This window comes from Rossellomorea sp. GQ25 (genome assembly GCF_059758515.1).
Map to the genome: position 1 here is coordinate 195,019 of NZ_JCAXEQ010000004.1, position 24,961 is coordinate 219,979.

Consider the following 24,961-nt stretch of genomic DNA (forward strand, 5'->3'; position numbering starts at 1 on the left):
TAACTCCTATACTTTAAGTGCTACCTGTAAGTATATCAAAGATGAGACTGGTGCGTATATTGTTTCTGTAAAATTGGTGGGGGTGAATGGAGATTAAGTGGGATGCTGGATTTTCAGGAATTGAAAATAAATCCTTAAATTTGAAAATAAATGGGTGGAAATTGAAAATAAAATTCAATTTTTGAAAATAAATGGATTAAAGTTGAAAATAAATCGCTTTTACATCTGCCTTTTAATCAAACACTCTCCATGTTAACCCTATTTCTCAGTAAAAGTATCTCAAATTCAGCAAAACCAGCCCCAAATTCCATATAAATTCGTCTGGAACCCCATCAAAACCCGAGCCCACACCCATATCCCTGATAAAAATAAAACTCTAACCGAAAGTCGGTTAGAGTTTTCGTTAAAGATATGCGATTAAGCTTCATTCGCAACTGGGTATACGCTCACTTTTTTCTTGTCACGACCCATGCGTTCGAAACGAACAACACCGTCGGTTGTAGCGAAAAGTGTATCGTCGCCACCACGGCCGACGTTTAGGCCTGGATAAATTTTCGTACCGCGTTGACGGTAAAGAATTGATCCACCAGTAACCATTTGACCGTCTGCACGCTTAGCACCAAGACGCTTTGAGATAGAGTCACGACCATTTTTAGTCGAACCTACTCCTTTTTTAGACGCAAAAAACTGAAGGTCTAATCTTAACATCTGTTCCACCTCCTACTTTTTGAAGGTTATTTTAATAAAATCACTATAGTCTCTTTCAATCGTTTGGAGGCTGATAAGCATGCTATCTAGTAGCAGCTGAATCTTGCTCTCTGTTTCTTCCGGAAGATCATCAGGGATGACACAGCGAAGATAGCCACCATCAGAGGATTGCTCGATGGCCGGTTCTACACCGGTTAACACCATAATGGCATTAATACTGCCAAATGAAACAGCAGAAGCACCTGCACAAACAATGTCTTGCCCATTTTCGGCAAAATCAGCATGTCCATCCATAGAGAAAGAACGGATTCTTTTCTTGGAGGAACGCTCTACGTAAACGTTAATCATGTCATCACGCCTTACGCGTTGATTTCGTCAATGACAACTTTAGTGTAAGGTTGACGGTGACCTTGCTTACGACGGTAGTTCTTTTTCGCTTTGTATTTGAATACTACAAGCTTTTTCGCGCGGCCTTGCTTTTCAATTTTCGCTGTTACAGTAGCTCCATCCACTAACGGACTTCCTACTTTCACATCGTCGCCACCAACGAATAGAACTTTGTCAAATGTTACCGTATCGCCTTGTTCTGCGTTTAGCTTTTCGATGTAGATCGCTTGACCAGCTTCTACACGGATTTGTTTACCACCTGTTTCGATAATTGCGTACATAATCGCACCTCCTTATAAACTCAGACTCGCCAATGACAGGTGTTGGATTGCTCCAAGCTTTTCTACCTGTAATGAGCGGTTGTAGCACGGGTGCTACAATCAATAACATTAGAATCCTATCATAAAAATTGATGTACTGTCAATAACAATCAAGAAATTCATGTAAACTTTGTTACATGATAATAAGGATGTTCATGAGTGATTTCTTTTATTTTGATTTCTTTTCTCAACGCTTTTTCCAATCTTTGAAGGTGAACGTTCTGCTTTCCAGAAAAGACGGTTACGACTTCCCCAGTCGCTTCTACTTCAATGAGGGACCCATCCATCGCCTGCATTTCCCACAGCTCCCTTTCAAGCTGGAATGCCAACGTTTCAGGCGTCATTTCTCTCCCTGTACCATGACATACTGAACAAGGACGAGTCAAGTAGGCAGACAGGGACTGACGGGTCCTTTTTCGTGTCAATTCAAGAATGCCAAGGGATGTAAAGCCTACGATCGTCGTGCGCTGCTTATCCGATACTAACGCATCTGAAAGTGCATCCACCACTTCCTGTTTGTGGCTTTCCTTTTTCATATCGATAAAATCGATGAGAATCATGCCACTCAAATTCCGAAGGGTGAGTTGCTTCGCCATTTCTTTCGCTGCCAGTTTATTAGTTTGTAAAATGGTCTGTTCTAAATCGTCTTTACCCGTAAACTTTCCTGAATTCACATCCACAACGGTCATGGCTTCTGTTGACTCAATGACAATAAATGCTCCTTTATCGAGCCATACCACTTTCTTCAGTACGTTTTCCCATACAGAGGCAACGTGATAATGACGAAGAATATTTTCTTGGCCTTGATAAAGTTCGAAGATCCACTTATCTTTTATCCCGGCTCCGCTCATTTCTTCTAAATGAAGAAGACTATCATAGTCATCGACTACAATTCTTCCTCCACTCCCCTTTTTCAGTTGTTCATGGAGATCCTCATAGAAAGTATCCTGCCGGGATAAGAGTGAAGGACATTTAGCTCTCAGAGACACCCTTTCCAGGCTTTCATATCTAGAACGTAATGAGTGCAGCTCCCCTTGTAACACTCCTTCTCTCACATCAACGGCATTGGTGCGCATCAAAATGCCTTCTTCCGGCTCTTTCCACTCATTCCCTAAGCGTCTTAAGACCTTCCTGTTTTCAACATCCACTTTTTTAGATACCGCCACATAGTACCCTTGTGGCATGTAAACAAGATGTTCCCCTTTGAGCTCGATAACGGCCGTCAATCTTGCACCCTTCGTTCCCAGCTCATCCTTCATGACCTGCACGATAATTTTTTGCCCTTCATGCACGCACTTTCCAATGGGATGAGGATCGTTTCCGGCGTGGTATGCCTCCACGTTTTGCGGAAAGTCCTTTTCATGAAGATAGCCATTTTTACCCCCGCCAATATCTACAAATGCCGCACCCAGCCCTTTTTGAACCTTGACGACTCTTCCAAGATAAATATTGCCTGTTAAGCTTTCCTCTCCAGGTTGATATGTATATAATCCAATGATTTCATTATCTGATCGGTATACCCACCGCTTTTCCCTGCTCTTACTGTGTACAATGATTTCTTCCAAACCGAAAACCCCTTTTCCACGAAAAAAGTCATAAGAAAAAAGGGTTGATTCCAACCCTTTTACCAGTATGCCCTTACTTTATACAGTTCGTCTTCATTCGTCAATAAAGGTAGAGGAGGTCCTTCGTTTTGGCAGAGGTCATCTTTTCGGCAAAAAAGGCGTGGAGGAGCTCATTTTCATCCAGCTTCCCTACTTCAATTCCTTTTTCAAAGACAACCAGGGGATGCTTTACCCCCCGCTGAAACTTCTCCACTACTGTAATGATGGAATCTTCGCTTTCAATGGGAAGTGGCCGCAGTTCCACAAATTGATGACTCTTCCCGTAATACCGCTCTAACAAAAACTTCATAAACGCATACCGCCTCTGTTTCCAATCCACCCATAATGAAAAGTACAGGAACAAAAGAACGATCCACAGATTCAAATGAAGGGGAGCGATGATGAGTACAACCAGGTGGAACAGCAATAATAAACCAAAAGATAAGAGAAGTGTGTATTCATATGCTCTCAAATAATTAAGCTTCGTGGCTAAAAGTAAGGAAACGATTTTCCCTCCGTCTAAAGGCCAAATGGGAAGAAGATTAAACAACAACACCATCATATTCAACTGAAAAAAAAGCGAAAATGAGTCCGGGCTGATTACGCCGGTCTTCATAAGCCCCCAACCTGAGGCTATGAGCCATATGTGCTGCAAGGGACCCGCAGCCACCACCCAGAACTCCTCCCGCAAGGAACGGTTTCCATGCTCATCCATCTCCGCAACCCCACCAAAAGGCAACAGGGCGATTTTCTTTACTCTCCAGGAAAAGGAATGGGCCATCAGTCCATGTCCCAATTCATGGATCGTAATGATGAAGAGAAGCAGTATCAGTTCAAAAAAATGAGCCGTCATAATCGCAATGGCTATGACGAGCCAAAGCAAAGGGTGTACATGAAATTTTTTTAAAAGTGAAATGATATTAGTCAAATGACATCACCTGTATCGGGTCGATGAATTCATCACCCATTTTAATCGCGAAATAAAACTCTCCTGTCACATCGTTCTGACTGCTGGTGGAAACCTTGCCTACAAGAGATCCCTTCTCAATCGATTCATACTGTTTCACATCAATCGATTCGAGGTGACCATACCAGGATTCTGATTTGTCTGCATGTTGAATGACGACTGTGTTTCCCAGCTCTTCTTTCTTACCTGCAAATATAATCAAGCCTCCCTTCATCGCCGCTACATCTTCACCTAAGCCCGTTTCAAGCATGATGCCTTGTCCATTGGTTTTAAAATTTTCAACGACCTTCCCCGACGCAGGTATGGCATATTCCGAACTTTGTGCAGTAGAGGATTCTTTCTTGGTATTACTTGTTGGTAATAACGCTAATGGTTTTCCGAATTGGTCCTCATACCACGTGGAAATGGCGGCAAATTGGAATTCTGTATCCATGGTTTTCGTGACAACGGATTTCGCTTCATTGAATACAGGTGAAGGACTCTTAAACATAATCGCCGTCACTAATACCATGATTCCCGCTCCAAGTATCTTAAGCATAAAGGTTTCCTTTTTAAATAATGGATGCACTCCCTCAGGTGGCGGTCCCCCTTCAAAGCTTGTCTGTCGTTCCAGTCCATAGCGCTCCTCGTCCGATGGGAGAAAGTATGAAGAGTTCTGGCCTGGATTCGTTTTCTTTCGTTTCGCTATCCGCTTACGTATTTCATCCGCACGATTCCCCATGTACACCATTCCTTTTTATAAGGTATTGTTTCATAAACGTCTGGTTCAATTCTGGATGCATCACCCCGTTCAAGAGTGATTCTATACTAAATGGTTCTATTCATGATGAGGGACAAGGGGTGTTAGATCCATATTAAAAAGAGACCCATTCGATTACATATGATTTGCTACAATGTATGACTTGTCCTGAAAGAATATTCATGGGGAGAATAAAAAAGTCCCGGCAAAACGCTCGATGCGCTTTACCGGGACTGAATTGATTCTTATGCTTTTACACCGAATAATTTTTTAATTCTTGAAAAGACTCCTGCCCGTTCTTCTTCCAGAGACTGTAACGGAACCGATTCACCCAAGATTCGTCTGGCAATATTCCGGTAGGAAATAGAGGCTTTGCTTGTTGAATCAAGAGCGATGGGCTCACCTTTATTGGAAGATTTGATGACATTATCGTCGTCGGCTACGATCCCAAGAAGATCGATGGAAAGATGGGCTGTAATTTCGTCCACATCCAACATTTCACCGTTTTTCATCATATGATTGCGTATGCGGTTAATGACGAGTTTCGGTGGTTCAATATTTTCCTTCTCCAACAAACCGATGATTCGATCCGCATCCCGTACAGCTGAAATTTCAGGTGTCGTGACGACAATCGCACGATCGGCACCCGCCACAGCATTCTTATACCCCTGCTCGATCCCCGCAGGACAATCAATAATGATATAATCATAGTCTTGTTTTAAATCTACTACTAGCTTCTTCATTTGCTCAGGGTTAACAGCGGATTTATCACTTGTTTGTGCAGCTGGCAGTAAAAATAGTTTATCCTCGAAACGCTTATCTTTTACCAGAGCTTGGTGTACTTTACAGCGGCCCTCTACAACGTCTACTAAGTCATAAATGATTCTGTTTTCGAGTCCCATCACCACATCCAGGTTTCTGAGGCCGATATCTGTATCAATTAAACAAACCTTTTTGCCTTGTAGAGCTAATGCTGTACCAACATTGGCAGAAGTAGTCGTCTTTCCCACTCCACCTTTACCTGAAGTAACAACTATGGCTTCACCCACATTAGCTTCCTCCTTTAAAACTAGTAATATTTGGTCTAAGATGCTTTAAAACTTGTAATCGATCCACAACAATTTGCCCCTGATCATCGACATAAGCACATTCCATTTCGTGCTCATCGTCTTCTTCCACCCGATCAGGTGCCCGGTTCAGGGAATCCCCTATTCGGAGCTGGGACGGAACCATTTTGGATGCCACAATGACTGCATCCTGGTTTCCATTGTGGCCGGCATGGGCAATTCCTTTCAACGAACCCAATATGTAAATATTCCCTCCAGCCAGCACTTTCCCGCCGGGATTGACATCGCCGACAATAAGGATGTCTCCTGACACTTCCACGACTTGTCCCGACCGGATCACGCCGGTTAGAGTTTCTATATTTCGTTCATCTATGAGTTTCTCTGCATCATTCTTTGTAATCACATTACTCCATACTTCATTCACTACTAAATTACGTTTTTGTCTTACGATCTCTTTCAACTCTTCTACTTGATCATCCGTCAGGTAGCGATTTCCTGTTTGAATATTGACCGTGAGCAGGGGAGTCCCTTCTGTTTCCCGGTAATGTGCAGACAGCTTATCGTCCAATTCCTTCTTTAACTCATGAAAGGAGCATTGATCATTGAGATGAAGAGTCAGTCCTTCTTTTGTTCCTTTTATCATCACATTTGGCTTTTTATTCATGGCGCAATTTTTCACCTCAGTCGTCTATTAAATTCGACATAAGCAGTGCCATTTCCTCTTTATATGAAAAAATTACTAATAGAATTTATTCATCCAGCCACTCTTTCCGTTTTCGGAGAAGATAGTTCCTAAGTGGAAATGCCACAACTATATAAAACAATATATTAAGGACTAATGTTGGCCACAAACGCCAGTCCACGAACTGCATAAACGTCAAATCAGTCCGTTGGATAATTAGATTGATTTGATACACCAAAAACTCTAATACGGAAAGGTTCACAATTGAAATAATTCCCAATACAAAGAGGTTATTATGTAAAATTCTCATTATCTGGTGAGATAAAAAGATGACAAATGGGAAGAGCACTAAGTAAATGCCATTGATTTCTGTGTAATAAATATCAAATAGAAAGCCAAAGATGAAACCATAAAGCAATGCAGTGCGGTATTGATAAAACGCACAAATAAAGAACAGCACAATGATCAGAAAATGAGGAACAATGATTTTCTGATCAAACCACTCTTCATTTGGAAAAAGATGAACAAATAAACTCTCACTGTAAAAGAAGAGCAGGGTCATAAACGGAAGGAGGAGCCTACTGATCATTGCCATCCTCCTCAGCATCCGCTTCCTGTTCCGTCACACCCTGAATTTCACGGTCGATGACCATGACATGCTCCAGGTGATAGAAATCAGCAGCAGGCTTTACATATGCCGTTTGAGTCAACCCGTATTGATCCGGTTTCACTTCTTTCACTTCCCCAATGACCAGCCCCTTAGGGAATACTCCTCCCAATCCGGAGGTCATCACTTTAGAGCCTTCGTCGACTTTCATATCGTTGGAAATCCGCTTAACCAAAATTTCTTTTTTATCACTGTCGTACCCTTCAATCCACCCGTTGATATCTTGTTCTTTCCCCTGTATCACAGTGGAAATCCGGTTTTTAGTATTATTGGTTGAAATTAATTCAACAGTAGATGAAAATTCATTTACGCTTTTAATCTTTCCGATCAATCCCGCCGATGAAATGACGGCCATGTCTGATTTAATCCCGTTCACTTCTCCTTTATCAATCGTCAGGAGCTCTTGCCAGCGATCAGGATTCCTTGCAATAACGGTAGCTTGAATCGTGTTATAGGCACGGAGGTCTTCCTTCTTTTCAAGGACCGCTCTTAATTCATTATTATCTTGTTTCAGGTCTTTCACCTTTGTTTCAAGCTTCACTAATTCATCTAAACGTGTTTTCAATTTTTCGTTCTCTGTGTATGTATTTTGAAGATCTTGAACGTTATCAACAACTCCGGCAACATAATTGACAGGTTTTGAAACCAACGACTGTCCGAATCCTACCATATCTTTCACAAACTGCTCAGGCCAGCTGATACTATCACGGTCCCGCAAAGAAAATCCAATTAATCCCACCAGGACTATGACACCGACGAGCAGAATGATCAAACGCTTATTCAGGAAGAATTGTGGCATGATGTACACCTCAACCTTTTCTCATTCTAGTAAATACTATATCAAAAATCGCTTATTTTTGATATCATTCGTCAAAATATTCATGGTTGTTCGAAAAAAGATGGGGCCGACCTTAAGGCTAACCAAGCATCCTTAAGGAAACGTCCCCCATTCATTATTCATTATCTATTATTATTTCCCTCGATTTTTAAAGAGATGGATGTGGTCAAGGGCTTTCCCCGTACCGATTGCCACACAATCCAGAGGTTCCTCTGCAATAAGGACCGGCATTTTCGTTTCATCACTGATCACTTTGTCAAGATTACGAAGAAGCGCCCCGCCACCTGTCAGCACAATTCCTCTGTCCATGATGTCAGCGGCTAATTCAGGCGGTGTTTTCTCTAATGTACTCTTAACGGCATCGACAATCGTGTATACGGTATCACGAAGAGCAGATGCAATTTCAATCGCCGTTACTTCGATCGTTTTCGGTAAACCGGTCAGAAGGTCACGTCCGCGAATCTCCATTGCTTCAATTCCTTCAGAATCACCGGCAGAACCGACTTCCATTTTGATCGTCTCCGCTGTACGGTCCCCAATCATCAGGTTATACGTTTTGCGGATATAGTTGATGATGGCATCATCCATCTCATCCCCGGCTACACGGATCGACTGACTTGTCACAATCCCTCCTAGAGAGATGATTGCTACTTCCGTCGTTCCTCCACCGATATCTACGACCATACTTCCTGTCGGTTCCCACACTGGCAGGTTTGCACCAATCGCAGCGGCAAACGGCTCTTCAATCGTGTAAGCATCTCTTGCTCCTGCCTGTCTTGTTGCATCAATGACCGCTCTTTCTTCAACTCCGGTAATGCCTGAAGGTACACAAACCATGACGTAAGGCTTTCGGGAAAAAGCTCCTTTATTACGTGTCGCTTGTCTTATGTAATACTTCATCATCGTGGCTGTTGTTTCGTAGTCAGCGATTACCCCATCTTTCATTGGGCGAAGAGCCACGACATTTCCCGGTGTTCTACCGATCATGTTTTTAGCATCATTTCCGACTGCAACGATATGCTTGTTATCTGTTTGAAGTGCTACAACAGAAGGTTCGCGAACGACAATCCCTTTGCCTTTCAAGTACACCAAAGTGTTAGCTGTTCCTAAATCAATCCCTAAATCTTTCGTTCCAAACATGAATGGTATCTCCCTTTCTGATACAAATTGGCTGGTTTTTAACGTTTTATATGTGTTTTCACAGGAGAGTTGTCCAATCACTCTCTATCCTCGTAATTTTCGTCACAATAATTGTACGTTCATGCATAACGAAAAGACTCATTCCCTTGAAGAATGACTCTCTCTTTTCAATAAGCTGCGTTATATAGAATCACCATATTGTTTGTAAAAATCATAAGCTTTATTATATCGCAACCAGGAAAAAAATCATAGTGTCATAAATACCCTTTTTCCTTTAAACTGATAAACTTCTTCTCCCCTATTATAAGATGATCGAGTATATCAATACCAATGATTCGACCACATTCCACTAATCTTTTTGTCACTTCTATATCTTCTCTACTGGGAGTCGGATCTCCCGATGGATGGTTATGGATACAAATGATCGATGCCGCGGATCGTCGGAATGCTTCTTTGAAAACCTCCCGGGGGTGCACGATGGAAGCATTCAGACTTCCAATAAAGATGGTTTGCTTGTGGAGAACTTGATTCTTTGTGTTGAGGTATAAGCATACAAAATGCTCCTGGGCCAAAAATCTCATGTCGTTCATGACATAATTGGCTCCGTCTTCGGGGGAACGGATGCTATATCTGTCATCAAAAGCCAAGTTGCTGATTCTTCGACCGAATTCGACGGCGGCCATGATTTGAACCGCCTTTGCAAGGCCGATTCCCTTCGTTTTCGTAATCTCTTCCAGGGAAGCATCCTTTAATAGATTCAATCCATCAAAGTGATTGAGAAGCCGGTTGGCCAGTTGAAGAACAGATTCGGATTTGGTTCCGGTCCGGAGTAAGATAGCCAGCAGTTCTTGATTGGAAAGGCTTGCTGCACCACTTTGAATCAATCTTTCCCTAGGTCTTTCATCCTGAGGGAAATCCCGGATCATAAGCCTGTTTTCTTCATGCTGAGGTATTGCTTTAACCATTGGTTCCTCCTTTTCGTACGTTAAGGAGTCATTCTAGTTGAAGATAGCCCATTTCAAGTAAAACGCGATTCAACCGTGAGATGGGTAATCCAACGACGGAGAAATAATCGCCTTTAATTTCTTTGACAAATTTCGCTCCGATTCCTTGAATACCATATGAACCGGCTTTATCAAAAGGTTCTTCAGATGCAATATAATCGTCGATCTCATTAGAAGTCAACTCCCAAAACGTTACATCCGTTTTTTCATAAAAGTGATTCTCCACATCACCATGCAGAATGGCAACCCCCGTGTAAACAGAATGGGTAGAACCCGAAAGCATTGTCAGCATTTCTTTCGCTTCCTCTTTGGATTCCGGTTTACCAAGAATCTGGTCATCCTTCACTACGACGGTGTCTGAACCGACTACATAGTGGGTGGGGTATTTATCCGAGATTTCTTTCGCTTTTTTGCAGGCAAGATACATCACGACTTCATGGGGCATTAAATCAGATGAAAAGGTTTCATCTACAGTGGAGCTGATAACGGAAAAAGAAAGTTGAATTTGTTGCAGAAGTTCTTTTCGACGAGGAGATTGTGAAGCGAGTATGAGGTTGGACACACCATACCAATCCTTTCAAGGTAGAAGTTGGGAGATACATGATTATACTACCAAATTCCGCCTCTTTAAACAAGTAAAAATAGAGCCTCCCCTCTTATGGTCAGTAAGCTTAAATCTGACAAAATGAGAGAGGCTCTATTTTCGATAAAAGATTATTTCCTAGAAAATAGTCTAATTCAGTCGAAATTATAATCCACTGTAAAGTTGCAGGTAGGATAATAGCTCTTCCTGAACTTTTTGGGCATCCTCCGGGGACTTCATCGCTGCCGCGAGATTCCCTGCATTGACTAAGGACTCTTTCATGGAAGCAATGGTATCTTGACCTACCTTTATTCCTTCCAGTTCCTTCACTACGGATTGAATGGTTTGAATCGTCGCTTCGTCAGGCGTTCCACCGACCATTCCACTGCTGCTCTCCTGCGCTAATGTGCTGTAGAGCCCATTTCCCTTTTCCAAAAAGGATTTCTCTTCCTTTGAAGCATTTATTCCTTTAGCTGCAAATACAAAATCTTTCGCGAAAACCTTTACCCCTTTCAATTCTGTCCCAAGTGTTTTTGCTGTTTCAAGATCTCCCGAAACACCCAATATAAGAAAGAATTGTCCATCCTTTTCGACACTTGCGTAGCTCAACCCTTTTCCTGCTAAGCTGTCCTTCATGGCATTTAGCGATTCCTTTTTAGAAAACACACCGCCTTGGAGAATCGACGTTGAGAAATCCTGTAATTCAACAGCCGATACAGACTGCTTCCCTTCCTTATTTCCTTCTGCTGTCGTATCTTGCAACGTTGCAGCAGGTGCCGAAGGAACATCTGTTGTCGTAATGACTTTAAGCGTGCCGAATCCCAGCACCGCTCCTACCACAACCGCACCAATTATGGACATTAGAAGATTAACAGAGTCTTGAAAAGGATTTTTGAAAGACTTGCGCTTCTTTTTGTTTCCTGACACATAGTTGATTTTTTTGTATTCCTTAGGAGGTTGGGCTTCCTCATCGTCGGGAAGGATCCAATCGAATCCATTGTCTTCCGCCTCTTCCCCGGCAGCTGTTTCAGACTCCCCCAACTTCCAATCATAAACAAGAAGATCTTCCTCAAAATTTGTTTTTTCACCATTAATTTTAATAGATATCTTTTTATCTTTGTCTTTTTTATTATCCATCATCGCCACCCTCCTTCATCTATTTTTTTCCATGCTATCACATCCAACAAAAAAAAGAACAAGACTTTTGTCGTCTTGTCCTAATAGGTTTTCGTCAAATTTTTTAGTTTTAGCGAATAACGTTGTCGTTCGTTTGATCAGCCTCTTTTGTAGCAGGATCAGTATATTGAATAAAGGGATTCTTTTTTAGTGACGGAGGTGGACTATCAATGGATGGTACACTGTCCTTCAAATCCGTCAATTCCGGTAAATAAAAGGCAGACGCTACTAGTTGATAGGTTATGACTTGGGTCTCCTCCCCAGTAAGGACTGGGCTCATTTCTGCCCTTCCTTCAAATACAAGTTGATTCACTTCCACAATTCGTTCCAGGTTTTCTAAGGTACTAATGAATTCCTCCATGGAAAAATAGTTATCGGATTCTACCGTCATGGTAATCTGCATTCTCTTGACAGTAGAGGTGTCGTTCTCTATCACTTGCTCCTCAGAGGTTTCTCCTTGATATTGCAAAGTGGCGTCTTCATTTTGTTCAATTGAAAAAATGAAGTCTTCCTTCGCAAAGCTCATCGATTGGATGGTACTTTGAGAAAGCACCTCCGCTTTTTCAAATTGAAGGAGGAGTTGCTCTGTTAGCGGATCGACAGGGATTAGCTCTTGCATGCTTTTGGTATCTCTGTATGAATGTTTTGCGATCTCTGATGTCTTTGATTCAATCGCTGCTAAGAGCTTTTGTTCCGTTTTGAGTTCTTCCTGTTTCAGATTCAGCCTCTCTTTTTGAGGAGAAAAGATTAAGAAATAGAAGATAAGCAGAGTGAACATGCACCCGATCGTCATTCCTATAAAAAGCACTTTCTCTTTATTGTTCAGGGATGAAATCATTCTTCAACCTCCTCTTCTAGAGAGGCATCTTCTGTCTCATTTGAATCTTGAAGTTTTTCTGGATTAAGTGAAAGGGTGTACTCAACTAGATATCTCGGAACCACTTCCCTTTCATCAGCCTCTGCTTCTTCACCAGTACCTGTCGTGATTTCAAGAATTTCTGCATCTTTAATCCAGTATACTTCTTTTAAATGATGCAAATAATAAGCTGCTTCCCGGGATGAATCGAATTGTACAGAGGTATTGACCCTTTGCCTATCAGTATATTCAAAGGTTTGAATGAATCCCCGGGGAGGGAGTAACGAGATCAGCTTGTTAAGGACCGGAACTGTCTGGATTGGATAGTCTTTCATCCATTCAATCGTTTTTTCAAGTTTTTTTGCTCCCCCAGTGGATTCAGAATCAAGCAGTTTCCTTTGCTGCACCTCAATAAGTTGTTTGGTTTGAGAGATATCTCCCAGAGTTCTATCCGTATCCATTTGAATGCTTCGAAGAGAGAAAAAGAAGGAGAGACAACCGACAAAAAATAATAGAAGGATGATAGCCATGCTATATAAAAAGACGGAACTCTTCTTTTCTTTTTCCGGCAATAAGTTTATATCAATGAGATTCAATATATTGCACCTCTTTTAACGCCAGACCCAGGGCGATGGCAAACTGATTGGAAATTCTCTCGTCGTCCATCGTATAGATACCATCTAAATTCTGAAACCCTACGGGGATGGTAAACCGTTCTTTTACATACACTTCTATCTCACGTATACTCGGATGATCTCCGCTAATAAGGGCCTTTTCGACAGAGAACTCTCCTTTATGCAGTGAATACTGATAAAAATTCATCACTTTTTCTATTTCACTAAACGCATCTTCTACATTTCTCCAAGCAAGACGATCTTCTATCAATACGTTCTTATATTCCTGTTCCATGACAATCGGTCTTGTAAAGATTGGCTTATGTTCACGAAAAATCGAAATGGTTAATAATCTCTCATCAAAATGAAGAAACATTGTATGTTGTTGTGATGAAACGAATCCCTGCTCTACTGATAATCTGTAAAGGGCGAGGGGAGAAATGTCTGCAGCAACGGGCTTTAATTTCGCTTCCTCCAACACATCTTTGTAGCTATCGACCACTTCCTGGTGGGATGCGATTAAAAGAACCTCCCTCTCTTGTCCCACTTCATCCAATAGGGCATAGTCAAATACAGGATCTTCAAAAGGTAAATGAATGCTTGTGCCAATTTCTAAAAATAAGTAACCTTCTATTTCATCGTGTTTAAGATCAAGGGGAATCTTCACTATTCTTAAAACAACAAACGCATCTGGAACGACAAATCGTACCGACCTTCCTCTAATCCCCCACTCCTCTACACATTCTTCCAATATAAAAGATAGAGTTTGTTCATCAAGGATCCTGCCCCCTTTGATGATGCCGTCTGGAATGCTGCGTTCCCCTAAAGCCTGAACGAGTAGAGGGGAAGTCTGCTTCAACTCTAGAAAGCGGATGGAATTGTCTGTGAAAACGATATTGGATGTTTTTTTGCTGCTAGAGAGAAACGATAAAAAACCCATAGAATGAACCCTTTCTTTAATTAATAGAAGAACGATAGATAAGCAGATAGGATGGAATCGTAATACAAATAAGCGAGGATGGTCCCTAAAGCGATAAACGGCCCGAACGGAATCGGTTTCCCTTTCTCAATGACCTTGAATGCCAGTGCAATCAAGCCAAAGAACGCTCCAAAGAAGGTGGCGAGCATAAAGGAAAGAATCATGACCTTCAATCCTACAACGAAGCCGATGACCCCATATAGCTTGATGTCCCCTCCGCCCATGCCACCTTTACTTACAATGGCGATAAGAAGTAAAAGTGCAAACCCCACTGCAGCTCCGACCAGACTATCCCACCACGGAGTTAATGGAATAAACAGACGTTCCAGCAAAAAGATCCCCGCAAAAAATAGTAGGACTTTATCCGGAATGACCATATACTTCAAGTCAGAAACGGTAATGATGATAAACAGTGAAATGAGCGTCCATGCGACAAGCAGCTCCCAATCGAATCCAAACTCCAGATATGCCAGTACAAATAGACTAGCATTCAAAGCCTCCATAAACGGATATAAAGGAGAAATGCGCCCATGACACTTGCGGCATTTCCCCTTTTGAATGAGATAAGAAAAGACAGGCAGCAGCTCGACGGCAGTCAGTTGATGACCACAATACGGACAGCTCGACCTTGGCTTTACAATGGATTTCTTTAATGGCACCCGGAGGCCTACTACGTTGTAGAATGAGCCTAGGAGGAGTGCGTAGAAAGTTAAAATTATTATTGTCATTATTCTGCAGGTATAGTACCTGTAGTGGATTCTGCTTCATTAATATTTTGAACAGTTGCGTTTGCAAATGATATTGATACATTTCCTTTTTTACCTGTTGCTGTTAGCTTTAGTTTATTATCATCGGTTGTATCTACCATTACAGTGTATCCAGTAAGTGTATCACTTTGCTTGTCCATATACTTATCTATATTTGCAGAAGTGATAACAATGTCTCCATCAGTATTTGCTTCAGGTGTACCTTCAGAAGCAACATATAATTTAGCTGCGTTTAAAGCTTGAATCCCTTCAGCTTTTACTGCATCAGCACGTGACTTCTCAATAATATTCCCAATACTAGGGACCGCAATCGCCGCAATAATCCCCAAAATCACAATGACAGCTAGAAGTTCAACCAACGTCAAACCTCTCTCATTCTTCAACATCTTTCTCATTTTCTTCAACACTTTTTATTTTCCCCCTCTTAACCACATGTAGTACTTTAGTACTCTTTTAATCTATTTTTATTATACAACATGAAGAATAAAATATAAGTCTAAATGTGTGTAAAAAATTATCAAAATTGCTAGAAGTTTTGAACATTGTTAAATATTTCAAACATCGGAATCATGATGGCCGTGACGATAGTCCCGACAAGTCCCGCTAAAAGGACGATCATCAGTGGCTCGATGAGTGCCTTTAATTGATCAGTGGAGTTTTCCACTTCTTTTTCATAAAAATCCGCGACCTTTGAAAGCATTGAATCGAGGGATCCTGTTTCTTCTCCTATCGAAATCATTTGCGAAACCAAGGGTGGAAAGGCCCAGTGTTTTTTCATAGGCTCTGTTAATGTCCCGCCTCTTTCCAATGACTCCCTGGACTCTCTGAGAACACCTGCCATGACTTCATTTCCCACTACCCGTTCCACTATTGCCAAGGACTGCAGAATGGGTACAGAACATGAGAAAAGGGAACTTAATGTTCTGGTCATTCGGGCCAAAACCGCTTTTTGGATCAGCTTTCCGAAGATGGGAATCCTTAAGATGAAGTAATCCAGGTAGTATTTTGATAATTTTCTTTGCCTCACCATGGCAATCCCGGTGATAAAAAGAATTACAACCAATAAAATGACATACCAGAATCGTTGGACGGCTTCGCTTGCCCCTAGGACGAATCGCGTTATTAACGGTAATTCTCCCCCGAAATCATTGAACATATCCACAAATGTCGGAACAACTGCAGCAAGCAGGAAAATGACGACACCGATGGCGATGACACCGACGACGGCCGGATAGGAGAGAGCGGCGATCACTTTTTGACGTGTCCCGTGTTGCTTTTCATAGTGATCTCCAAGCCTTTCAAGAGTTTCATCAAGACTCCCCATGGCTTCGCCGGCTTTCACCATATTGATGAATAAAGGCTCGAACACTTTTTTATGCTTGCCGAATGCATCTGAAAGAGGGTTTCCCTCCTTCAGCTCTATTTCTACATCCAGGAGTATTTTCGTCAAGGTTTTGCTATCCGTTTGGCTGCTGAGAATACGGGTCGCATCAACAACTGTAACACCCGCCTTTAGTAACGTTGAAAATTGCCTTAGAAAAATCACCATATGCTGTAGCTTAACAGGATTCCCAAGCGAAATCTCTTTCGTTAAGAGGGTTTCCGGTACTTCCTCCACGGATATAATGCGAATGCCTTGATTCTTCAGACGGAGCATGGCATCTTTTTTGGAGGATGCAGTGATTTGCCCTTTCTTCTTTCCTTTTTTATCCCGACCTTCATACTTAAATTTGCTCATCTTTGACTATTCTCCTGAAGAAAAGGAGACGCCACTTCTTTCGAAATCATACCAGCGTGAAGGAATCTGCTTACATTCGATTCAAAAAGCTCCATTCCAATAGCTTTAGAGGTTTGCATGACGGTTGGGATTTGATGAATTTTTTCAGAACGAATCAGGTTGGATACAGCTGAGTTATTCAGAAGGATTTCTGAAACGGCGATTCTCCCTTTTTTGTCAATCGTAGGCAGGAGGCGCTGAGCAATGACTCCCTGCAACACAGATGCTAGCTGAACCCGTACTTGTGATTGCTGTTCCGCTGGGAAAACATCTATAATTCGCTCGATTGTAGACACGGCACTGGACGTATGCAGCGTCCCCAGCACTAAATGACCGGTTTCAGCTGCTGTAATCGCCGTTTGAATGGTTTCAAGATCCCGCATCTCCCCAACCAGGATGACATCGGGGTCTTGTCTAAGTGCACTTCGTAATCCATATGCAAAGGACTTTGTATCAAACCCGACCTCTCGTTGATCGATAATGGAAGAACCGTGCTTATGTAGGTACTCGATCGGATCCTCTAACGTGATGATATGTTTCCTCATCGTCTGGTTCATATAGTGAATCATCGAAGCAAGTGTTGTCGACTTCCCGCTTCCGGTCGGACCGGTCACCAGAACCAATCCTTGATGTTTTTCTGCTATTTTCGTTAATACGGGTGGAAGCTTCAGTTCTTCAAGGGTCGGTATGTTTCTTGGGACGACACGCAAAGCTATTGAAATACAGGATCGTTGAAAATAGGCGTTCACCCTGAAGCGTGAAACGCCCGGGAGAGCATACGAAAAGTCCATTTCCCCCCGTTCCTTGAATTCCGTCCATAGGTGCTCGGGAACAATGGCTCTTGCCATTTGCTCTGTATCCTCAGGCTTTAGTACTTCCTGTCCGTACCTCTTTAAATCTCCATGAATGCGAAATACCGGTGCTGAGCCTATCGTTAAGTGAATATCCGAAGACTTCAATTCAAAGGCTGCCCGTAATAGCTGATTGATCCGTTCCTTCAAGTGATACACCTTCTTTACTCTATTGCTACTCTCAGAATTTCTTCGGTCGTCGTCAATCCTTGCTTTACCTTGAACAATCCATCATCCAGAAGAAAAATGGTTTTGTTTTTGATCGCAACTTCTCTTAATGTGGAGAGCGTTTCATTGTTCATCATGATTTTCTTCATTTCATCGTTTACCATCAGAACTTCATGAATGGCCATTCTTCCTTTATATCCTGTCATATTACATGAAGCACACCCTCTGCCCCTGATGATTTTCTCAATTGTCATTCCTCTTCGGTTAAAGATATCCTTTTCCCGTAAGGTGGGTATTTCTTCTTGGGCACAATCCCTACACACTTTCCGAACCAGCCTTTGGGCCACAATCCCACTGACAGACGTCGCGACTAAAAATGGCTCCACCCCCATATCGATCAAACGGGTTACCGTACTTAACGAATCATTTGTGTGGATGGTACTGAGGACAAGGTGTCCAGTCAAGGAAGCTCGGATTGCTACCTCCGCCGTTTCTCTATCCCTGATTTCCCCCACCATGATGATATTCGGATCTTGCCTTAAGATGGACCGGAGCCCTGTGGCGAAAGTAAGACCTACATTGGAGTTGACCTGAATTTGGTTGACTCCTTCCAATTGATACTCTACAGGGTCTTCGACGGTTATAATATTGACCTCTTCACTGTTTAGCTTGTTCAAAGCTGCATAAAGAGTGGAAGATTTACCCGAACCGGTAGGGCCTGTAATAAGGACAATTCCTATTGGCCGATCAATCAAATCCTGAAATCGCTTAAGGTTTAGGCTGTTGAATCCAAGTTGTCCCAGGTCATTCAAAGATGAACTTAGATCCAATATGCGAAGAACAATCTTTTCTCCATATACCGTCGGAAGAGTTGATACCCGTAAGTCAATGGGACGAAAATCAATGTTCGCTTTGATCCTTCCATCCTGAGGAACTCTATGCTCGGTTATATCCAATTGAGACATAATTTTGATCCGGGCCGTTAACATACTTTGCATATGCTTCGGAAGGGCTCTATCCGTTCTTAGAATACCATCCACACGGTATCGTATAAGTACTTTAGTTTCATGTGGATCGATATGAATATCGCTCGCTTTTTGAGTCATGGCATTTGATAACAATTGATTCACAAGTTTTGCAATGGGAGAATCCTGATCTGTTAATGTTTCATCCTCTAACGGGGGACGTTCATTATCCATTCCCTTCAACTCTTCAAAGCTTTCATCCATATCGTAGTACTTATTGATGGAGCGAAGGATGTCATCCTTTGTGGCGATAGCCGTATCAATATAAAATCCCGTGGACAATCGTAAATCCTCTATCGTATAAAAATCCATGGGGTCTGCCATAGCGACGAAAAGCTTATCTCCATCTTTTTTTAGAGGGATCATCAAATTCCGTTTTGCTGATTCTTTTGGGACCAGATGGAACAACTTAGGGTCGAACGGATAACGAAATAAGCTGACATGTGGAATACCCAGTTGAAATTCCAGCACCTCTATTAACTGTTGCTCCGTTATGTACCCTTTTTGTAAGATAGCGTCTCCAAGTTTTTGATTTTTTCCCTTTTCTTTAAGAGCGGTTTGAAGTTTTTCTTCTGTCAATAACCCTGATTCAACCAATAAGTCGCCTAAACGTTTCCTCTCTTGGGCCATGCTATTCCACCTAACTGTCAGTTTCTTATTTCATTTTAGCCAATGGGGGATCCTCTTCAGAAGGAGGTGAGTCAACATTCGAATTCTCAGTTGCTGAAAGGTCCTCTGCTCCGGTTGGGTCAGATGTACCAACGTTTTCTGATTGACTATCATTTTCTTGAGTTTCCAGACTCGCCTGAGTACTCGTATCTTCATTCAGAGAGGCAGCCCCATTCGTCTCAGAAGAGGGAGCAGGTTGTTGAGCCACATAATCTTGCATACTATGTATCTCTTTTTTATAAATTGGAAGATAAAAGTCTTCTGATACTCTTTCTTCCTTGAGAAGTTCACCGTTTTTTGTCTCAAAGCTTCTCCACACTTCAATCTTCATGCCATTCCTGCCTGCTTCCGTCACCTTTACTTCACCGCTATTTAAATAAGGGCTGTATTGTTTAATCACTTTCGGTTTAAAGGTTTCTTCGTTTCTTCTCTCAACAATGATCTCATATGGAATTTCTACACCAGTGAGGGTAAGGGACAGCAACCCCCCCTGCCTATGAAAGCTGACCGTATAGGAAGCATCATTGGGATTCATGAAACTAAAATCCTGACCTTGCTCCTGATTTACGAAAGCTTCAAATCCCAGCTCGATATTGTTTGGAAGTTCCCTTCCCCGATGTCTCTCGATCACTTCAAAATTGGTTCGCAGCACCAACTGATATATGCTTGATGCAATTGTACTTAAATCTTGTTTGGATGCTCCAGAGAAACCCTCATTTTCAATGAATTTTAATAAAGAAAATGGGGAAGTCCCCTCTATTTCGATTTCTGGATATGTATCAACAAAGTTTTGAATCCCAGGAGTAATGGTTAAACCTTCCATGTTGATCTCTGAAATGGTTTCAATAGAATTTGATTGAATGAAAAAGTCACTGACTAACACTATTTTTTCAGTCACAACCAACTTCTCTGCATGGTGGGCAATTTCCTGTCCTAATGAATCCACATCGATCAAGCTTATGCCCACTTCTTTTGAAGCCAGAAAGGAGTCAAGTCCATGTATGCTCACCAACAATGGAGAGGGTTTTCCTTGAATTGCCCTATTGATGGAAGAGTGAATGTCGATATCAACCAAGCTTGAATCGACAGGTATCTGATTACCCATGTAGGAAAGGGCCAAAGACTGATTTTCTTTCCACCCCGCTACTTCCATTTTCAGTTTGTCTTCTGCATCTTGATAAGAAAGATTTGAAACATCTATTTCCCCGATTCTGGTTCCTTCTGAAAATGACTGAATAGGTGATATAAAATGGTCATATGCAAAAGCTCCAAGATGAGCAAAACCAAACATATAAATACTGCATAACACAAAGAAGACAGATAAGTTCGTTAAGGGTAACGTTTTGCTCATCCCAGATGCTCCTTTTTTTGAATTGATTTTCAATTCTTGGTTTCGAAGAATAGGGGATTGTATTCTTCCTCTTCTTCTGATGTTAGAGTCGAAGAAGAAATCCCGCTTTCTTTCATTAAATCCCCCTCTTGTGAAGGAGGGTACCACCCTTTTATTTGTTTCTCAAGGTCATCCCATTCTTCGAGAGGAGAAGATTCTACTTCTTTCATTTCTTTATAAACGTTTTCTGATGAACTTGGATACGAGAATGGTTCTTCTATGTAATCATCTCTTTGAACGTCTTCACTTACTTCTGAAGAAACATCCGTTTCGGGTTCAGGCCTCTCATTCATTTCTTGTTGACTTATCACGCTGTTCTCTGTTTTGGAACGATTCTCGGGTGGTTTCGTGGAATGTAGAAATAATGGTCTTAACTTCGTCTCAAGGAAGTAGGTACTTAGAAGTAGTAATAATGTGAAAATGATCATTACCTGATAAAGAGGAATAACTAGGCTTGCCAGTATACACAAAATGGTAAAGAGTAGGGCTGAAGCAGAAACAAGGACTTTATGCTTAAATGCCAGTTTCTTAGAAACCAGAGTCAGGATGGGCAATAACAAAAGATAGGCTATGAGAGCAAACACTATACCATCCAATCTGATTCCCCCTTCGATGAAAATCAACAAAATTCGACTACTACTATTTTAGTATATCCAGAGGTAATTGAAAAGCTACTATCCGCTATTAGTAGAAAAAAATAGAATAAAAGTCCTGTATTCTATTCCACAAACAGAAAACACCTTCACATCAGGAAGGTGTTTTGATATTCATTTCACATACTGAGCAACCCGATTCCGACCGGCCTGCTTTGCCCCCGTATAAAGCGCCCGGTCCGCGTGGCGGATGAGTGCCAGGGTATCATCAGCATCTTCTGGCGCGGTTGAAACTCCGATGCTTGCGGTGATCCGGACCATCATCTGTTTGTTGGAATCATCCAGACTATCATGGATGGCGAAGGGTTTGTTGGCTATCGCACCCCTGACATGCTCTGCCAGGCTAAGCGCTTCATCCCGTTTTGTATCCGGCAGAAGGATGACAAATTCCTCCCCTCCATATCTCGCAACCGTTCCCCTAGTATCAATAAGAGTACGAAGGCGGTCTGCAAGTTCAATCAGGATTTCGTTACCGCTCTGGTGACCATAGTTATCGTTAATGACCTTAAAATGATCAAGGTCGAGCATAATGAGGGATAGACTCTTCCTTTTCCCAACATCTAGATGACTGAATTCCAGGGACAGGAGATCTTCAAAATAGCGGTAATTGTATAATCCTGTCAGAGCACATCTCTCACTGTTTTTCTTCGTTCGTTCATGATGCCTTGCATTTGCGATCGCCACTCCGAAATAGGAGCATAAAATATCGACGATCATCAATTGATATTTTTCATAGGCTTTCTTTTTGGAAGAAGCCAATAGAAGGATCCCTCGTACCTTTTGACTTCTTACAATGGGAACGCACAAAACGCTTTCCACTCCATCAGGCATGTACCCTTCAGCGATCCCGGTCCAATCAGATCGTGAAGTATAGAGGACGGACTTCCCTGTTTCCCACACTACACCGCTGATCCCCTGGCTTTTCTTTAATGGACGCAGGTTATTAGACTTCATTTCTCCATTTTCAACACGTCTTAACAGGACAAGTTCTTCTTCCTGGCAATCAAGGATATATGCATATTCAACCGGCAGAGTCTCAATGATCTTCTCGATGAATATATCAAGCACTTCATTTATTTTAAGGCTTTCCGTTAATTGGTGACCGATTTCACCCGCTTTTTGAAGGTATTCATTGATCTTTTCAGAAGAGTTATACATCTTTAAGATGATCGATAAGCTCACAAAAGGGATACCAATCAATAAAGAAGCGAAGGCTCCCAGTTCAAACGTTAAATAATAGAGAGATAAGGAAAGAGGGAACATGATCATGTTTGCCGTAAAATCCCATACAAAATCCTTGCTGTAAAAGCGAACATCACTATTTACTAGATAGTGTTGATATAGAAGAAGCAGTATCTGGTTAACCATGATCGATACTATTTGATAACTCAATATAGGAAGGATTAATTGACTGATATCTCTTAATCCGACCTCTCCACCGAATAGAAAATAGACCAGACCGCTAACCAATGAAACGATAAAAAACATGACTGAATTCAAGGGGATTCTATGCCACTCATTTTTGGTCAATTGAAGCCGGATGAGTAATGGGATAATAGAGAACTGCATGAGGATGATCTCAACAAATAAACCATACTTTATAAACCCTACAAGGGTCACCCACTGGATGAAGAAGATGGTCGCACCATTTATCACAATGGGCATGAGCGGGATGAAAGTAGCGAAAGCCACCAAGGTTAATAGCTCTAACTCATTTCCTGCCATATTCTCAGGAGGATAGTATTGATATGTAATATACAAACCAGCAGGTACAACGGTCAGCCAGGACAGCAATATGTACAGCTTCTTCTTTACTGATAACGTCATATCTATCCCCCATAGGTCCACAATTTATCTAATATAGTCCGATCATACTATACTAGTTAAATAGTCACAAGTTTAAGAATATTTTATCAAAGCAGTTCAATAAAGTCACTTACTTTTTTCTGGCATTTCCCAGTTGGTCCAGCAGATATGGTTTTACCTCGGATAAAAAGTATAGGGAACCTGTTATTAACAGGACATCTTCTTCTTTCATGCCTTGTATTTTTTCAGGAAGGTAGTCTCTCCATTGGTGAACTTTCTTCTTATTAGGATGGGAAGATAATTCATAAAGCTCTTCAACTGACGCGACTCGTGGAAAGGCAAAGGTCGTAAATCCAATTGCCTCCACCGCTTCTTCCAATTGAGTGATCATCGGTTTCAATTCTTTGTCGTGGAGTGCCGAAAAAAGAACCGTTACTCTTTTATTGATAAAGCGATCCTTTATGGTTTTCACCAAGGCTTGTACACCTTCAGGATTATGGGCCCCGTCAATATAAATCCCGGGATTGTATGATAGAGCTTCCATTCTGCCTGGCCATGATGCCTTTTTCAGTCCCACTTTAATATGGGTACTTGCTATCTTATACTTTTCACTAAGAAGCTCTATCACTTTAATTGCAATCGCTGCATTATTGATTTGGTGTGCACCGATCATGGAAAGCTCGTATGTTTCATTTTGGACAGGAGACGTGTAATGGAATCTCTCACCTCTTTCGAGTAAGGCTTTACGTTCCACAGAAAAATCCTCTCCAAGTTCAAACAGGTCACTACCCATTTCCAGCGCTTTCTTTCTAATCACTTCAGCCGCTTCTTTCTGGTGAACCCCTGATATGACAGGAACAGAACGTTTGATGATCCCAGCTTTCTCAAAGGCTATGTCTTCTAATCTGCTTCCCAGAAATTGCATATGATCCAGACCGATGCTCGTTATGACTGAAACCATCGGTGTGATGACATTCGTCGAATCAAGTCTTCCTCCAAGCCCGACCTCATAAAGGACAAGGTCTACCGGTTGCATTTCAGCAAAATAATAAAAGCTCATAGCTGTTATGACTTCAAATTCTGAGGGGGTTCCCCATTCAGAATGCTCCATGCTTTCGGCAATGGGCTTTATCTTTTCCACAAGAAGAGTTAAATCTTCATCAGAAACAGGCTCTCCATTGATGCTGATCCTCTCATTAAACCGTTCAAAATAAGGTGAAGTAAAGGTGCCTACCGAATACCCTGATTCCTGTAATATATTTCGCAAATAGGTTACAGTGGATCCCTTTCCGTTTGTTCCCCCAATATGAACGGTTTTGAGATTTTCATGAGGATTCCCAAGCTTCTCTAACAAGCACTGCATTCTCTCTAGACCCGGCTTGATTCCAAGTCTGAGTCTTGAGTGTATCCATCCAACGGCCATTTCATAGGTTAACAATTTCAGTCACTCCCCTTAAGATTTTATTAGAAAGAGGGCTCCGACCAGGGCAGATTGCTGGAGAGAAAAACCTTCATGCATCCCCT

At 41.8% G+C, this 24,961-nt stretch carries 26 protein-coding genes and 1 other annotated feature; all 26 genes read right to left on the reverse strand.

All coding sequences use genetic code 11. The features are described from left to right. Window positions 1-417 precede the first annotated feature (417 nt). The 26 genes from rpmA to AC6CIB_RS14500 all read right to left on the reverse strand — a co-directional run bounded on the left by rpmA (window position 418) and on the right by AC6CIB_RS14500 (window position 24,875). Window positions 418-708 (reverse strand): 50S ribosomal protein L27, encoded by a 291-nt coding sequence (gene rpmA / locus AC6CIB_RS14375; RefSeq protein WP_498281738.1) that lies wholly within the window; start codon window positions 706-708, stop codon window positions 418-420. A gap of 12 nt (window positions 709-720) precedes the next feature. After that, window positions 721-1,056, reverse strand: coding sequence for a ribosomal-processing cysteine protease Prp (locus tag AC6CIB_RS14380; RefSeq protein ID WP_498281740.1), 336 nt, complete (start codon window positions 1,054-1,056; stop codon window positions 721-723). A gap of 11 nt (window positions 1,057-1,067) precedes the next feature. Next, window positions 1,068-1,376 carry a 50S ribosomal protein L21 gene (rplU, locus tag AC6CIB_RS14385; protein ID WP_498281742.1) on the reverse strand — a complete coding sequence of 103 codons (309 nt, stop codon included), beginning with the start codon at window positions 1,374-1,376 and terminating at the stop codon, window positions 1,068-1,070. A gap of 12 nt (window positions 1,377-1,388) precedes the next feature. Continuing rightward, window positions 1,389-1,467 (reverse strand) — a sequence feature (ribosomal protein L21 leader region). A gap of 67 nt (window positions 1,468-1,534) precedes the next feature. After that, window positions 1,535-2,980: an Rne/Rng family ribonuclease gene (locus AC6CIB_RS14390; RefSeq protein ID WP_498281744.1), complete on the reverse strand. Its 1,446-nt coding sequence runs from the start codon at window positions 2,978-2,980 to the stop codon at window positions 1,535-1,537. Window positions 2,981-3,080: 100 nt separating this feature from the next. Beyond that, window positions 3,081-3,947 (reverse strand): M50 family metallopeptidase, encoded by an 867-nt coding sequence (locus AC6CIB_RS14395; RefSeq protein ID WP_498281746.1) that lies wholly within the window; start codon window positions 3,945-3,947, stop codon window positions 3,081-3,083. Continuing rightward, the gene (locus tag AC6CIB_RS14400) at window positions 3,940-4,707 is read right to left on the reverse strand and encodes a peptidoglycan DD-metalloendopeptidase family protein (protein WP_498281748.1); all 768 of its coding nucleotides are present in this window, start codon (window positions 4,705-4,707) and stop codon (window positions 3,940-3,942) included. Before AC6CIB_RS14400 ends, AC6CIB_RS14395 begins: the two co-directional genes overlap by 8 nt. Window positions 4,708-4,970: 263 nt before the next feature. Then, on the reverse strand, window positions 4,971-5,774 hold the full coding sequence (minD, locus tag AC6CIB_RS14405) for a septum site-determining protein MinD (RefSeq protein WP_113969491.1): 804 nt from the start codon (window positions 5,772-5,774) through the stop codon (window positions 4,971-4,973). A 1-nt stretch (window position 5,775) separates the two neighbouring features. Beyond that, window positions 5,776-6,456 carry a septum site-determining protein MinC gene (gene minC / locus AC6CIB_RS14410; protein ID WP_498281750.1) on the reverse strand — a complete coding sequence of 227 codons (681 nt, stop codon included), beginning with the start codon at window positions 6,454-6,456 and terminating at the stop codon, window positions 5,776-5,778. An 85-nt stretch (window positions 6,457-6,541) separates the two neighbouring features. Next, window positions 6,542-7,063, reverse strand: coding sequence for a rod shape-determining protein MreD (mreD, locus tag AC6CIB_RS14415; protein WP_498281752.1), 522 nt, complete (start codon window positions 7,061-7,063; stop codon window positions 6,542-6,544). After that, entirely contained in the window at window positions 7,053-7,940 is an 888-nt protein-coding gene (gene mreC / locus AC6CIB_RS14420) for a rod shape-determining protein MreC (RefSeq protein WP_498281754.1), read from the reverse strand. The genes mreD and mreC overlap by 11 nt, the downstream gene beginning before the upstream one ends. A gap of 171 nt (window positions 7,941-8,111) precedes the next feature. Next, window positions 8,112-9,119, reverse strand: a complete 1,008-nt coding sequence (locus tag AC6CIB_RS14425; RefSeq protein WP_113969495.1) for a rod shape-determining protein — start codon at window positions 9,117-9,119, stop codon at window positions 8,112-8,114. A 254-nt stretch (window positions 9,120-9,373) separates the two neighbouring features. Next, window positions 9,374-10,084: a RadC family protein gene (gene radC, locus AC6CIB_RS14430; RefSeq protein WP_498281756.1), complete on the reverse strand. Its 711-nt coding sequence runs from the start codon at window positions 10,082-10,084 to the stop codon at window positions 9,374-9,376. A 28-nt stretch (window positions 10,085-10,112) separates the two neighbouring features. Next, a complete protein-coding gene (locus AC6CIB_RS14435; RefSeq protein ID WP_498281758.1) occupies window positions 10,113-10,685 on the reverse strand; it encodes a Maf family protein in 573 nt (190 codons plus the stop codon). Window positions 10,686-10,871: 186 nt separating this feature from the next. Beyond that, window positions 10,872-11,846 carry a hypothetical protein gene (locus AC6CIB_RS14440; protein WP_498281760.1) on the reverse strand — a complete coding sequence of 325 codons (975 nt, stop codon included), beginning with the start codon at window positions 11,844-11,846 and terminating at the stop codon, window positions 10,872-10,874. Window positions 11,847-11,952: 106 nt separating this feature from the next. Further along, a complete protein-coding gene (locus AC6CIB_RS14445; RefSeq protein ID WP_498281762.1) occupies window positions 11,953-12,720 on the reverse strand; it encodes a hypothetical protein in 768 nt (255 codons plus the stop codon). Continuing rightward, on the reverse strand, window positions 12,717-13,334 hold the full coding sequence (locus tag AC6CIB_RS14450) for a hypothetical protein (protein WP_498281764.1): 618 nt from the start codon (window positions 13,332-13,334) through the stop codon (window positions 12,717-12,719). The genes AC6CIB_RS14445 and AC6CIB_RS14450 overlap by 4 nt, the downstream gene beginning before the upstream one ends. Next, window positions 13,321-14,292: a type IV pilus biogenesis protein PilM gene (pilM, locus tag AC6CIB_RS14455; RefSeq protein WP_498281766.1), complete on the reverse strand. Its 972-nt coding sequence runs from the start codon at window positions 14,290-14,292 to the stop codon at window positions 13,321-13,323. The genes AC6CIB_RS14450 and pilM overlap by 14 nt, the downstream gene beginning before the upstream one ends. A gap of 20 nt (window positions 14,293-14,312) precedes the next feature. Further along, window positions 14,313-15,059: a prepilin peptidase gene (locus tag AC6CIB_RS14460; RefSeq protein ID WP_498281768.1), complete on the reverse strand. Its 747-nt coding sequence runs from the start codon at window positions 15,057-15,059 to the stop codon at window positions 14,313-14,315. Then, on the reverse strand, window positions 15,059-15,505 hold the full coding sequence (locus AC6CIB_RS14465; RefSeq protein WP_498281770.1) for a type IV pilin protein: 447 nt from the start codon (window positions 15,503-15,505) through the stop codon (window positions 15,059-15,061). Before AC6CIB_RS14465 ends, AC6CIB_RS14460 begins: the two co-directional genes overlap by 1 nt. A gap of 119 nt (window positions 15,506-15,624) precedes the next feature. Continuing rightward, window positions 15,625-16,836 carry a type II secretion system F family protein gene (locus tag AC6CIB_RS14470; RefSeq protein ID WP_498281772.1) on the reverse strand — a complete coding sequence of 404 codons (1,212 nt, stop codon included), beginning with the start codon at window positions 16,834-16,836 and terminating at the stop codon, window positions 15,625-15,627. Then, the gene (locus AC6CIB_RS14475) at window positions 16,833-17,876 is read right to left on the reverse strand and encodes a type IV pilus twitching motility protein PilT (protein WP_498281774.1); all 1,044 of its coding nucleotides are present in this window, start codon (window positions 17,874-17,876) and stop codon (window positions 16,833-16,835) included. Before AC6CIB_RS14475 ends, AC6CIB_RS14470 begins: the two co-directional genes overlap by 4 nt. A gap of 14 nt (window positions 17,877-17,890) precedes the next feature. Next, entirely contained in the window at window positions 17,891-19,549 is a 1,659-nt protein-coding gene (locus AC6CIB_RS14480; RefSeq protein WP_498281776.1) for a GspE/PulE family protein, read from the reverse strand. 25 nt (window positions 19,550-19,574) lie between these two features. Then, a complete protein-coding gene (locus AC6CIB_RS14485) occupies window positions 19,575-20,939 on the reverse strand; it encodes a G5 domain-containing protein (protein WP_498281778.1) in 1,365 nt (454 codons plus the stop codon). 29 nt (window positions 20,940-20,968) lie between these two features. Next, on the reverse strand, window positions 20,969-21,574 hold the full coding sequence (locus AC6CIB_RS14490) for a hypothetical protein (RefSeq protein ID WP_498281780.1): 606 nt from the start codon (window positions 21,572-21,574) through the stop codon (window positions 20,969-20,971). Window positions 21,575-21,745: 171 nt separating this feature from the next. Beyond that, complete coding sequence (locus AC6CIB_RS14495) at window positions 21,746-23,458, reverse strand: sensor domain-containing diguanylate cyclase (protein WP_498281784.1); 1,713 nt, start codon at window positions 23,456-23,458, stop codon at window positions 21,746-21,748. Between the two features lie 109 nt (window positions 23,459-23,567). Further along, complete coding sequence (locus tag AC6CIB_RS14500; protein ID WP_498281786.1) at window positions 23,568-24,875, reverse strand: bifunctional folylpolyglutamate synthase/dihydrofolate synthase; 1,308 nt, start codon at window positions 24,873-24,875, stop codon at window positions 23,568-23,570. Between the last annotated feature and the right edge of the window lie 86 nt (window positions 24,876-24,961).